This window comes from Paenibacillus sp. BAC0078 (genome assembly GCF_054483875.1).
In genome coordinates, this window is the sequence record NZ_JBTLRW010000015.1 from 121,838 (window position 1) to 134,716 (window position 12,879).

Here is a 12,879-nt window from a genome sequence, read left to right on the forward strand (position 1 = left end):
GGTTTATTTTAAGATGTAGAGGAGTGAAAAACTGTGAGTGTTTTCCGAAAGCAGGCCTCACCTCAGGATGAGCCAGACAGCAAGAGCTCGCTTGGCCTGCGGCTCAACGTGTTTTTCTTTAGCACGTTCATTATCTTTTGCGTTATCATCGTCCGTCTTGCCGTTGTTCAGTTTGTGGAAGGCCCCACTTTAACAGAGGTGGAGACCAGCCGTGATACTAAAAATGTTCCGCTCGCAGCACTGCGGGGGGTTATCCATGCCGCTGCCGGTGAAGAGATCGCTTATTCGACTTCGGTTCAGTCCCTTTACATTACGCTCACCAAAGAATATACGGCTAAAGTCACGGATAAGGCTACACATGTAACCTCGCTTACTCCGGAGGCCAGAGCCAATGCGTTCTCGCTTGCTACTAAGCTTGTGGAACAATTTAACAAATTGGGCGATCCTAACGGAGAGAAGCTAACGGTTAATGATGTAATCAGTTCAATGGATTTGAATTTCAAGAAATATTCCGGCTATATGGTGCGGCGGATCAAGGCGGGGCTTACCTCGAAGGAGGTCGCCTATTTCATGGAGCACAAGGATGAATTTCCGGGGCTTGAGGTGGTGGAGGAAAGCAACCGCCATTATGACAAGGATTCGGTCGCTGTACAGACAGTTGGCTATATCAAGCCATTTAAATCCTCCAGCAGCTTGAATATTTACAAGAATATTCAGAATGCGATGAAGAAAATCGACGCAGACCCGGGACTGGCTTATAAAGATGATGAATTTGTCGGATTCGACGGCCTGGAGCTGCAATACCAGAGAGAGCTGCGCGGCAAAAACGGCTATCAGGTGATTTCGGTCAATCCGCAGAATATGGCCGAGAAGGTTGAGAAGGTCGTGCCTCCCGTTAAAGGGGATGATCTTTGGATGACGATCAACAAGAACATCCAGATGAAGACCGAGCAGGCTATCACCGATCAGATCAGTTGGCTGCACTCGCATGCCGTGCAGGGCAAAACCCATCCTAATGCCATTACCGGCTACGCCGTAGCGATGGAAGTGGATACAGGAAATGTCGTTGCCATGGCCAGCATGCCGGACTATGATACCAATGTGTGGACATCTGGCTCACTGCCAACTGATGTATGGAACAAAATTATCAATAATTATCAGAACGGTACCATCAATCCGATCTCATCGGGGATCTCGGGCAATGGCCTCCGCTCGGTTCTGCTGATGGGTTCAACGATCAAACCTTTAAGCGTGCTGATAGGTCTGAATGAGGGATTCTTTAGCACCTCCACTGTCTACAACGACACAGGAAGCACCTCTTTCGGTAAGGCAGGCCATGAAACCAAGGTCAGAAATGCTTCCGGCCACGTATACGGATCTATGGACCCGTCGAGAGCGATTGAGAAATCGTCCAACGTATTTATGGTTGATATGGTGGGCAAGAAGCTGTATGACAAATATGGCAACAAGGGCGTTGAGATCTGGGATAAGTATATGAAGGAATTTGGCCTTGGCGTCTCCACACAGAGCGGCCTGCCGAACGAATTCCTTGGACAGATCAACTATACCAATACGAAGGCGGCGGGCAGTGCCCAGGCAGCGTTGGTCTATGCTTCCTTCGGACAGCAGGGAAGCTATACAGCGCTGCAGCTTGCGCAGTATGCGTCTACCCTTGCCAATGAAGGCATTCGGATCAAACCGCAGCTGGTCAGCAAAATCACCGATCCAAATGGCAAAGTGGTTAAGACCTTCGGCCGTGAGGAGCTGGATAAAGTCACCACGTTCGACAAGTCCTTCTGGAGGGAAATCAAAAAAGGGATGAACAGTGATGTGACCGCATTTTCTGACTTCCCGTATGATTTTGCCCGCAAGACAGGAACCTCACAGCAGCAAGCCAAAGGTGAATTGCGCGATAACGGGGTCTTCATTGCCTTTGCTCCGCGCGAGAATCCCAAGCTGGCTGTAGCGGTAGTTATTCCTGAGGGCGGATTTGGCTCCAACAGCGCCGCGCCGGTGGCCCGCAAAATTTTTGACGCTTATGATTGGGAATACGGGCTTGATGGCGTTCCTAAGAAAAGCTTGAAAACTGCTGATCCCGCAAACGGTGGTGCAACCAACGCACCTGCGGGAAATACAACGGGCAACTGATACACACATATAAGAATGGAGGGGTGGCAAATGACTGCCAAATACCGCCTGCTGGCATTGGATATGGATGGAACCCTGCTGAATGATGAGCAACAAATTACCCCGAAGACAGTGGAATGGATTCGAAAAGCAATGGATGCGGGCGTTCATGTCTGCCTGTCCACAGGACGCTCTTCCCGCAGTGCTATGCCTTATGCAGAGCAGCTCGGGCTTAAGACTCCGATGATCATGGTCAACGGCAGTGAAGTGTGGCGTGCGCCGTATGAGCTGTACCGCCGTTCGCTGATGGACATGATGCTGGTTAAGAAGATGCATAAGATTGCCGAGGAGCATGGCATTTGGTTCTGGGCTTATTCGGTGGATGAGGTCTACAACAAGGATACCTGGGATGGTGATATTGAGGGCAGAGAGTGGCTCAAATTCGGATATTCCACAGAGGATGACGAAATCCGCCACAAGGTGCTGATGCAGCTTCAGGATCTGGGCGGGCTCGAAATTACCAATTCCACGCCATATAATCTGGAGATTAATCCGCTGGGCGTGAACAAGGCTTCCGGTATACGCGAGGTCTGCAAGCTGCTGGGCCTTGAAATGTCGCAGGTTGTCGCTGTCGGGGACAGTCTGAACGATCTGGCCGCCATACAGCAGGCCGGGTTCGGTGTAGCTATGGGCAACGCGCAGGAGGTTGTGAAGCAGGAAGCAGATGCTGTGGTAGCCACGAATAATAATGACGGTATCGCGGAAGTGATTCAAAAGTATATTTTAACAGAGGTCGAGGCTTCAGCCACACAATCATCATCAAAACTTTAGGAGTTGACGGATTTGGCGATTCTGGGGTGGGTTTTGATTATTGCTTTGTTCGCCGTGGGTCTGGCTGGAGCGGTATATCCGATACTGCCGGGGGCGCTGGCGATTTATCTGGCCTTTTTCGTATACGGCTGGTTCTTCTCCTTCGATCCGTTCGGCGCGTGGTTCTGGATTACCCAGACATTGATCGTTGTGGTGCTGTTTGTCGCTGATTATGTGGTCGGGGCCTGGGGCGTCAAAAAATTCGGCGGCTCCCGCGCCTCGGTCATCGGCAGTACAATTGGCATTATCGTTGGCCCACTTCTCTTTTCCGCGTTTGGCCTCATTATCGGGCCGTTTGTCGGCGCATTTGCCGGTGAATTGATCGCCGGCTCGAAGCCTGACAAGGCCCTGAAGGTCAGCTTCGGTTCATTGCTTGGCTTGCTCAGCAGCACGGTTGTCAAAATCGTGCTGCAAATTGCCATGGTCGTCCTCTTCTTTATCTGGATTGGCCGGTATTAATTTAACAGCGAAGAAGGCGAAACAGTTTGTCCACCAAGAAAGAGTCTTTTGTCAAAGGCACGCTTATTCTGGCCGCGGCGGCGCTCGTGGCCCGCGTGCTTGGTCTGGCCCAGCGGGTGCCGCTGGAGCATTTATTCAATGATGTGGGTAATGCGTCATTTACACAGGCGAATAACGTGTACCTGATGCTGCTTCCGCTGGCGACGGCCGGCATTCCAAGCACTCTCAGCAAAATGGTCTCCGAGCGTTATGCATTGAACCGCCCGGATGAGGCGCAGCAGGTGTACCGTGCGGCGCTTATTTTTGCCGCGGTTGTCGGTGTGCTGATGAGTGTAATATTGTATATAGCCGCTCCATACTATGCGGAGTATACCAAGGTTCCCGAGAGTACACTGGCGATCCGGGCGATTGCCCCGGCGCTGCTGCTTTTTCCCTCCATCGCGATGATGCGCGGTTATTTCCAGGGTCGCAACAATATGATGGCCGGGGGGATCTCGCAGATTATTGAGCAGATTGCCCGGGTGTCCACCGCAATTCTGCTGGCCTTTATTCTGCTGCGCCAGGGCTACAGCAATACCTGGATGGCAGCAGGTGCTTCCTTCGGCAGCGTGCTCGGCAGCATCGGTGCCTTTGCCGTAATGCTGTATTATGCCAGGAAAATGCGCCGCAGCGAGGAACAGAAATCTCTGTATGATTCAAGTGCAGCCCGAATTCCACTGCTAAAAATCTACGGGGATATCTTTAAGCTGTCTATCCCGATTGTGCTCTCATCCGTTACCGTTCCGGTAGTGAATTTTATTGATACTTCGTTCATTGTTCCCCTGCTCAGCGGGCAAATTGGAATGGATGCAGCGACCCAGGCTTTGGGGATCTTTGGCAGCCGGGCGCAAAGTGTGGCCGGTATTCCGCCAGTGCTGTCCATTGCGCTCAGCACTTCGCTGATTCCGATCATTTCGGCAGCCTATGCAAGACGCGATGAGGTGCATCTGAAACGCCAGATGACGCTGGCGCTGCGGATTTCGATTTTGACAGGAACACCGATTGTGCTCTCACTGGTAGTAGCTGCTTATTCCGTGAACGGACTGCTGTTCAGCAGCCTGGACGGCAGCGGCATCGTGGCTATGCTGACACTGGGGACGATTTTCCAGATTACGATGATGACCACAAACTCCATTCTGCTGGGGATGGGGAAAGCACGGATTTCGATGTATTTTGTGCTGGCGGGACTGCTCGTTAAGTTTGGTTCGAACTTCCTGCTCAGCCGTTTGTTTGGGATATATGGTATCATTGCAGCCACAGCGCTCTGCTTCATTGTTATCACATTGCTTAACCTGAGAACGCTCAAGACCATCATTCCGTTCGAGATTCTCGGCAAACGCTGGGGCGGCTTCGCTATTGCAGTACTGGCTTCCGGCGGGATCGGCTACGGTCTAAATGAAGCGGGAATACTGCTTACAGATATGATGCCTGCCCGGCTGGCTTTTCTGATCACCTGTCTTGTTGTAGGTGCCGCAGTAGTCATTGTGTATCTGGTGCTGCTGATTGTTCTGGGTGTGCTGAGCCGCCAGGAAATTGCCGGTTATCCACGCATCCTGCAGAAGCTGCTGAACCCGCTGATGAAGCTGCAGCCTGCACGTGTACGTGGGAACGAATAATGCTATGACAATTGTCTTATTCTGGATTTTTTAATTTGACTTATTAAGTACAATTTGCTTCACTAGAAGAAAATCAACAACGCTCACTCTCAACGAATAAGAAGGGACTGGTCAGTTTATGAATAAAATCAATTCTCCTGAGGAGTTTCAGGCAGCGATTCAATCGCCCCGTCTGACAGTGGCAGTATTCAAAGCCGATTGGTGCTCCGACTGCAAATTCATTGATCCGTTCATGCCGGACGTAGAACAGAAATATACAGACCGCCTCACGCTGGTGGAAGTGGATGTGGATGCTGTGGGCGATGTCAGCCAGGAGCAGAATATCCTCGGCATTCCCAGCTTTGTAGCTTATGCAGATGGCCGCGAGCTGGTGAGGTTCGTCAACAAGCTGCGCAAATCCCGTGAGGAAATTGAGAACTTTCTGAACACGGCGCTTGAAGTTTACCAGAGCATACACAAGTAATAAGACAACACCGCTTTCGCCCTACCCGAGCAGAAGCGGTGTTTTTTCTAAAAAAATTAGTATGATTGGGTACGTATTTATCCTAAAAAATGCGGGTGATTCCATTGACGATGAATCAATTGAAATGGCTCAGCTACATTACTTGCCTTATCATGTTTCTTGCCCTGTTCGGCGGTACAGTGGTTACCAAAACCGGCTCAGGACTGGAGTGTGGAAATGACTGGCCGCTCTGCCACGGAAAGCTGATCCCGGCCTATACGATAGGTTCAATGATTGAATACACCCATCGTCTGTTCAGCGGTCTTGCGGGTCTGTTGTCGCTCGCCTCGATGATTGCTTTTTGGCGTTACGCGCGGATGCATCGGGATTTGCTTGCGTATGCCCTGCTGACGCTTTTATTTGTTATTGTACAAGGAGGAATGGGAGCGCTTGCGGTGATCAAACCGCAGTCTGCAGCGGTGATGGCCCTGCATATGGGCTTTTCTCTTATTGCCTTTGCCAGTTCACTGATGCTTGCGCTTGGAGCGAAACGGCGGCATACATACAGGAATGAACTTCAGCCGGAGAAGCAGCGTATTGGACGGGGGTTCCGCAACTTAACATGGTTTACGGCGTTATATTCTTATATGGTGGTTTATCTTGGAGCTTATGTCAGTCATACAGGCTCTCAGGGCGGCTGTTCAGGATGGCCCCTCTGTAACGGCCAGTGGATTCCGGAGCTGTCTGGCGGCGTATGGATTATTTTCATCCACAGGGTTGCGGCGGCGCTTCTGTTGCTCCTGACGGCATGGCTGGGGCACCTGGCGTTCTGGAAGTATAAGGACCTGCCGGAGCTGAGAGCTCTGGGCGTTGCCGCAGTTACACTGTGTCTGCTTCAGGTGGTCAGCGGTGCGGCTGTAGTCTACACACTGGGTAATGAACGGCTGTACATATTTGCGGCCATTGCTCATATTCTGCTGATTGCGGGATTGTTCGGCGTGTTATGCTACATGAGTGTGCTCGTATGGCAGCTTCGAAGAGAGAAATAATAATAAAACGCTCAGCAAACCATGAGGGATAGAGCCTTGTTTGAGGAGGAACGATAAAGTGGGATACGCAAATTTGCGCGGGTGGATTGAGCAGCTTCGCAAGGACAAGGATCTGGCTGTGATTGAAACACCGGTGGACCCTTATCTGGAGCTGGCGGAGATTCACCGGCGCATCGTACAGGAGGAAGGGCCGGCCCTGCTCTTCACAAATGTAAAAGGAACCCCCTTTCCGGTGGCTACGAATCTGTTCGGTACGGTCCGCAGAGCCAATGAGGCGTTCGGGACCCGTCCGGAGCAGCTAATGAAAACGATGTTGGACGCGGCAGAATCGCTGCTGCCGCCTACAACCTCCGGAATATGGAAGGAAAAAGGGCTGATTTTTGATCTGCTGAAGGTCGGGACCCGGAATGTGCCGCAGGGCGAAGCACCTGTGCTCGGAGTCTGCCGCAGTACTGATTCTCTTAAAGAAATACCGCGAATTACTAGCTGGCAGGAAGACGGAGGTCCATACATCACCCTGCCGCTTGTCTATACGGAGAGCATTACTCACCCCAAAGATCATAACCTCGGAATGTACCGTATCCAGGTTTATGATGACAGCACGACAGGGATACATTGGCAAAATCATAAGGGTGGCAGCTTTCATTACCGGGAGGCTGAGCTTCTCGGCGAGACGCTGCCGGTTTCGGTGTTTCTCGGCGGTCCTCCCGCCTTGATTGCTGCGGCAGCAGCTCCGATGCCGGAGCGTATGCCGGAGCTGCTGCTGGCCTCGCTCATCTTGGGCGGGCGGCTGCCGATGGTCAAAGACCCGATGGGCGGGCATCGTATTCCTGCCGAAGCCGAATTTGCCATCCGCGGGCGGGTTGCCCCGCAGGAGCGGCGTCCGGAAGGCCCATTTGGCGAACACTATGGCTATTATTCCAAGCAGAGTGATTATCCGGTTATGCATGTGCAGCGCATTTGGCACCGCAAGGATGCAATCTATCCGGCAACCGTTACCGGGAAGCTACGCCAGGAGGATTATTATCTCAGGGAATACATACAGAGGCTGCTGTCTCCCGTCTACCCGCTGCTGATGCCTTCAGTCAAAGCGCTGTGGGAGTATTCGGAATGCGGCCCGCATTCATTGGCAGCTGCTGTTGTGCGTGAAAGCTACCCAAGGGAAGGGATGGTTTCAGCTTTCCGTATTCTCGGGGAAGGCCAGCTCTCCTTGAGCAAATTTTTGCTGCTGACGGATGAGCCGGTTGAGCTTACGGATTTCCCGAAGCTGCTGGAAACCGTGCTGGAACGTTTCAACCCGGCAGTTGATCTGCATGTGTTCGGCGGCAGCAGAGGCGTTATGCTTGGAATTGGCCACCCGCTGCGTGACCTCCCGTATTCTTACACAGAAGGGCTGATTCCCGGAATCAATGAGGCAATTCCTTACTGCGGAGGATGCCTGGCCGTTTCCGGTGCATCCTATGAAGAAGACCCGGAGCTATCTTCCCGTCTGGTGGCTGCACTGCGGGAGCGGGAAACAGCCTGGCCGCTTGTCATTTTGACAGACAACGCCAAGGATGCGGTGCTCACACAGACTTCTTTCCTGTGGACGGTGTTCACAAGGCTTGATCCGGCCAGCGATATCTATGCCGAGTCTGAGGTCAGACAGCATCAGATTGGCTACAAGCTGCCTATCGTCATAGATGCCCGGATGAAGCCGGGGTATCCGCATGAGCTGGTTCCTTGCGAGGATATTGTCAAGCAGGTTGACCGCAACTGGAAGATGTATTTCCCACAATGAGGAGGATGCAGTATGCTGCGAATTTTACTGGGAGAACCGCCCCGCGAGAACAGCGGTGTGCTGGCCGAGGCCATAGATCATATGGCGAAGTTCGCGTCCATGCTGCGCAAGGAAATGAATTCGCATGAGGACCGTGACCATGAATTCCGCAAGCTGGAGATATGGACGCGCGGGCTGATCTCATCGCTTGATGAGCTGGAGCAGAGCTGGTTCGCAGCCGCTTTTTTCCGGAAATCGGTTGTAGCCGGTTATATGGATGATATGTCGCCCAAGGAGCAGGGCGAATATTCGCGTTATGTCTATTTTTATAAAAATGGCTTCATCCGTGTCTTCTCGCTTCTGGACAAGCTGGGCACGGTGCTGAACAGTCTGTACGATCTGGATACCAGCAAAGTAAAGGTTCATTTCTCCTATTTCACCGTACTGCGCCAGTTTCGGGTGCATGAGGAGCATGCGGCGCTCGCTGACGAACTGGAGAGGATCAAGAGCTCTTACCGGGAGCCGCTGGAGAATCTGCGCAAGCGCCGCAATGCCGAAATCCACTATATGAATTCTGAAATGCAGGATGATCTGTGGCAGCGCCATCAGGGCTTGCACGACAAAATTCATCTGGAGGATCTGGACAGCCATCTGGAGGATCTGAAGCAGTGCCTGGAAATGGTCTGTATCACCTTGGGGGCATCCTTCAGGTACAGCATTAAGCAGTGGCATAAGCTCCCCCGCAAACCATAAGCTAGAGCCTCTTGAGCAGTTAAAAGTTCCCTTTGACAAAAAACCTGAAACTTACTATACTTAGGCAAGCATTAGCATCTTACATGCTGCGGCAACTAATTTCATATCATAATCTTATCGAGAGCGGCGGAGGGATAGGCCCGATGAAGCCCGGCAACCGATTTGCATGGAACGGGGAAGTTGTGTTCTATTCAAGTGTCATGGTGCTAATTCCTACAATGCCGCGTGGTTTGCGGTCGTTGGCAGATGAGAAGGCATGGTTAATATAAACTCAAGGCCTCTTGCGATCTGCAATGATCGTTAAGAGGTTTTTTTAGCATTTGCGAGCAAGACAATGAAGGAGGGCAATAAGCTTGATAGAGCTGAAAGGTTTGACCAAAATGTACGGCAAAGGCAGTAAAGAAGTAGCGGCGCTCTCCGGGCTCAACCTGTCGATTAAAAAGGGTGAGATTTTTGGCGTGATCGGCCACTCCGGGGCTGGCAAAAGCACGCTGATCCGCTGCATTAACCTGCTTGAACGTCCGACGCAAGGCGAGGTCTGGGTGGACGGAGTGGAGTTAACAGCACTTTCCCAGAGGCAGTTACAGGAGCAGCGGCGCAAGATCGGAATGATATTCCAGCATTTTAATCTGCTGTCTTCCGCGACAGTGTACGACAACATAGCTTTTCCGCTACGGCTGATCGGTACTCCCAAAGCAGAGATTGAGAGCAAGGTTAAGGATCTGCTGGCCTTGGTGGGACTCGAAGAGCACCGCAACAAATATCCTGCCCAGCTATCCGGCGGACAAAAGCAGCGGGTAGGCGTAGCCCGGGCTTTGGCCAGCGACCCTGATGTGCTGCTCTGCGATGAAGCGACTTCAGCGCTTGATCCGCAGACGACGGATTCCATTCTGCGCCTGCTGCTCGACATTAACCGGAAGTTTCATCTGACCATCGTGCTGATCACTCATGAAATGCATGTCATTCAGACTATTTGTGACCGGGTTGCCGTTATTCACGGCGGAGGGATTGTTGAACAGGGAAATGTGGCACAGGTATTCCTGAAGCCGCAGCATGAAGTGACGAAGGAGTTCATCGGCAGCGAAACCCAGCAGGACGGTCCGCTTCGGGCCGCGCTTAACGCGGTGCAAGGAGAATACACTCAGGCGGTTAAAATCACTTTTCTCGGCCCCAAAACCTACGGGTCCACCTTATCCCAAGTTGCCCGCGGCACTGGAGTTAACTTTGCCATCCTGCAAGGAACCATCTCGACGCTTAAGGATGTACCTTACGGCCAGCTCATTGTCCGCTTTGAAGGCTCCTCACAAGCCGTAGAAGCGACACTTGCCGAGCTTGCGGCGCAAGGACTTGATGTGGAGGTGCTTGTATGATGGGGGGCCTGAATTTTAGCGGTATCAACTGGACAGAAATAATGGATGAAACCGTAGCCACACTTCGAATGTTAGCTTATTCCGGAATCTTCACAATTATTCTTGGTTTACCACTCGGAATTGTGTTATATTTATGGGGGAGATCAAATAACGGTATTCTCAGAGTTGTTTACTCGGTATTATCATTTATCGTGAACATCCTGCGTTCCGTGCCTTTTATCATCCTGATGGTCGCCTTAATTCCTGTAAGCAAATCAATTATGGGAACTTCGATTGGCGTACTGGGAACTATTCCGGCGCTTGTGATTGGTGCGGCTCCGTTTTTTGCCAGACTGGTAGAGACAGCACTGCGTGAAGTTGACCGGGGGGTAATCGAAGCGGCGCAAGGGATGGGAGCTTCCACGAACCAGATCGTATGGCGTGTTCTTCTGCCTGAAGCCCGTCCAGGTTTGCTTGCCGGAGTGACTATTACCATTGTTACCTTGGTTTCTTACACAGCAATGTCTGGGATGATTGGCGGCGGAGGTCTGGGAGACCTGGCGATCCGCTACGGTTATTACCGCTACGAGAAGGAAGTCATGATTATCTCTGTAGTGCTGATGGTCATCCTGGTACAGCTTCTGCAAATGGCCGGCGACAGGCTGGTTCAGCATTTTACCCGGAAATAAGGTACAACCATATAGCCTTATTCATACAAACTAATGATTAGAGGGGGAGATTTACAGATGAAAAAAGTACTGCTTACATTGTTCAGCTTGACCTTGGTATTGGTGCTGGCTGCTTGCGGTAATAACAATACCAAGAATGCAGCTAACTCTGCTGCCACGAATGCCCCGGCTGCTGATGCTTCTGCAGAGCCGACAACCGAACCGTCTGCTGAGCCGGTAACCCTGGTAGTTGGCGCATCTCCTAAGCCGCATGCCGAAATTCTGAAGGCCATTGCTCCGCTGCTGGAAAAGCAAGGCATTAAACTGGAAATCAAGGAATTCACCGATTACATCCTGCCGAACACCCAGCTTGCCGAGAAGTCGCTTGACGCTAACTTCTTCCAGCACAAGCCTTACCTGGATGACCAGAATCAAAAGAACGGTACAGACCTGGTATCCGTAGCTGCAGTTCACGTAGAACCATTCGGAGCTTATTCCAAAAAAATCAAATCCATCGACGAGCTGGCTGACGGTGCAAAGGTAGCCATTCCGAACGATCCTACCAACGGTGGACGTGCACTGATCCTGCTGGCCAAGAACGGCCTGATCAAGCTGAAGGATGATACCAATATCACTTCGACTACCGCTGATATTACCGAAAACAAAAAGAATTTGAAAATTATTGAGCTGGAAGCCGCTATGCTTCCGCGCCAATTGGATGAAGTGGATCTTGCGCTGATCAACACCAACTATGCGCTGGAAGCTGGACTTGTTCCAACCAAGGATGCTTTGTTCATCGAAGGTGGAGATTCTCCGTATGCCAACCTGCTGGTGGCACGTCCAGATAACAAGGACTCCGACGCCATCAAGAAGCTGGCCGCCGCTCTGACTTCCCCGGAAGCCAAAGCCTTCATTGAAAAAGAATACCAAGGCTCGATCATCCCGGCATTCTAAACTGCTGATCCAGCCTGATTCATGCAGCGACACAGTAAACCCCGCATAGCCTTAGGCTTGCGGGGTTTTGTATGTGGAGCCGGGTTGTCCCTAGTTGTGAAGTTCGCTATAATTATTGCGTGAAGTTCATATATGTATATAATTTAAAAAAATCCCGCTCTCTTCAGAAGAAGAGAACAGGATCGTTATAAAACGGGATTAGAATACTTGAACAACTTCTTCTACGCCTTCAACTTCTTCAAAGAGGGCGCGTTCGATCCCGGCTTTAAGCGTGATCGTGGAGCTTGGGCAACTGCCGCAGGCACCCATAAGCTTCAACTTAACAATGCCGTCTTCCACATCGACCAGTTCCACGTCGCCGCCATCGCGTTGCAGGAACGGACGAAGCTTATCAAGCACTTCCAGTACTTCATCATACATGACGGTGCTTTGTGCATTCTCACTCATTTCTCAATCACTCCTTTCGTATGCTTATTATAGTACAAAAATTTAAAAAATAAAATGGTTCGTACAGAATAAGGAGAACAACATGAGACCACTTATTGAATTTTGTGCCAGCAATCTCAGTAATGGCACAGAGCAACTCAAAATCAAACTTGAACAAAATCCCGAATACGACGTGATCGAATACGGATGTCTGAATAATTGCGGCCAATGCTACCTGCAGCCGTTCGCTATGCTTGACGGCGAGATCATTGAGGCCGAAACTCCTGAAGAGCTTGAAGCGGCCATTGAGGCCGCAATTAAGGAGCAGGAGGCCTGGGACAATCTGGAGATTGACTAGCCTCCCGCGC

13 protein-coding genes and 1 riboswitch are annotated in these 12,879 nt (G+C 51.3%); of the genes, 12 read left to right on the top strand and 1 reads right to left on the bottom strand.

All coding sequences use genetic code 11. The annotated features are described in order from the left end of the window. Nucleotides 1-33: 33 nt before the first annotated feature. From ACX1DY_RS23390 to ACX1DY_RS23440, 11 genes are all read left to right on the top strand, one after another. Nucleotides 34-2,148: a peptidoglycan D,D-transpeptidase FtsI family protein gene (locus tag ACX1DY_RS23390; RefSeq protein WP_458966599.1), complete on the top strand. Its 2,115-nt coding sequence runs from the start codon at nt 34-36 to the stop codon at nt 2,146-2,148. A gap of 30 nt (nt 2,149-2,178) precedes the next feature. Continuing rightward, nucleotides 2,179-2,958 (top strand): Cof-type HAD-IIB family hydrolase, encoded by a 780-nt coding sequence (locus ACX1DY_RS23395; RefSeq protein ID WP_458966600.1) that lies wholly within the window; start codon nt 2,179-2,181, stop codon nt 2,956-2,958. 12 nt (nt 2,959-2,970) lie between these two features. Further along, the gene (locus tag ACX1DY_RS23400) at nt 2,971-3,456 is read left to right on the top strand and encodes a DUF456 domain-containing protein (RefSeq protein WP_458966601.1); all 486 of its coding nucleotides are present in this window, start codon (nt 2,971-2,973) and stop codon (nt 3,454-3,456) included. A 26-nt stretch (nt 3,457-3,482) separates the two neighbouring features. Continuing rightward, complete coding sequence (locus tag ACX1DY_RS23405) at nt 3,483-5,111, top strand: putative polysaccharide biosynthesis protein (protein WP_458966602.1); 1,629 nt, start codon at nt 3,483-3,485, stop codon at nt 5,109-5,111. A gap of 118 nt (nt 5,112-5,229) precedes the next feature. Further along, the gene (locus ACX1DY_RS23410) at nt 5,230-5,574 is read left to right on the top strand and encodes a thioredoxin family protein (protein WP_458966603.1); all 345 of its coding nucleotides are present in this window, start codon (nt 5,230-5,232) and stop codon (nt 5,572-5,574) included. Nucleotides 5,575-5,678: 104 nt separating this feature from the next. After that, nucleotides 5,679-6,602, top strand: coding sequence for a COX15/CtaA family protein (locus ACX1DY_RS23415; protein WP_458966604.1), 924 nt, complete (start codon nt 5,679-5,681; stop codon nt 6,600-6,602). Between the two features lie 58 nt (nt 6,603-6,660). Further along, nucleotides 6,661-8,382: a UbiD family decarboxylase gene (locus ACX1DY_RS23420; protein WP_458966605.1), complete on the top strand. Its 1,722-nt coding sequence runs from the start codon at nt 6,661-6,663 to the stop codon at nt 8,380-8,382. 12 nt (nt 8,383-8,394) lie between these two features. Continuing rightward, complete coding sequence (locus ACX1DY_RS23425) at nt 8,395-9,114, top strand: Cthe_2314 family HEPN domain-containing protein (RefSeq protein WP_458966606.1); 720 nt, start codon at nt 8,395-8,397, stop codon at nt 9,112-9,114. Between the two features lie 111 nt (nt 9,115-9,225). Continuing rightward, nucleotides 9,226-9,367, top strand: a riboswitch (SAM riboswitch). A 100-nt stretch (nt 9,368-9,467) separates the two neighbouring features. Next, nucleotides 9,468-10,484, top strand: a complete 1,017-nt coding sequence (locus ACX1DY_RS23430) for a methionine ABC transporter ATP-binding protein (protein ID WP_458966607.1) — start codon at nt 9,468-9,470, stop codon at nt 10,482-10,484. After that, on the top strand, nt 10,484-11,152 hold the full coding sequence (locus tag ACX1DY_RS23435) for a methionine ABC transporter permease (RefSeq protein ID WP_458966635.1): 669 nt from the start codon (nt 10,484-10,486) through the stop codon (nt 11,150-11,152). The genes ACX1DY_RS23430 and ACX1DY_RS23435 overlap by 1 nt, the downstream gene beginning before the upstream one ends. 57 nt (nt 11,153-11,209) lie before the next feature. Next, complete coding sequence (locus tag ACX1DY_RS23440) at nt 11,210-12,085, top strand: MetQ/NlpA family ABC transporter substrate-binding protein (protein WP_458966608.1); 876 nt, start codon at nt 11,210-11,212, stop codon at nt 12,083-12,085. A gap of 198 nt (nt 12,086-12,283) precedes the next feature. Here ACX1DY_RS23440 and ACX1DY_RS23445 read toward each other — a convergent pair whose 3' ends face one another. After that, nucleotides 12,284-12,532, bottom strand: coding sequence for a NifU family protein (locus ACX1DY_RS23445; protein WP_458966609.1), 249 nt, complete (start codon nt 12,530-12,532; stop codon nt 12,284-12,286). 82 nt (nt 12,533-12,614) lie between these two features. On the opposite strand from ACX1DY_RS23445, the gene ACX1DY_RS23450 reads away from it, so the two are divergent. After that, nucleotides 12,615-12,869 carry a YuzB family protein gene (locus ACX1DY_RS23450; protein ID WP_019908689.1) on the top strand — a complete coding sequence of 85 codons (255 nt, stop codon included), beginning with the start codon at nt 12,615-12,617 and terminating at the stop codon, nt 12,867-12,869. Nucleotides 12,870-12,879: the final 10 nt, after the last annotated feature.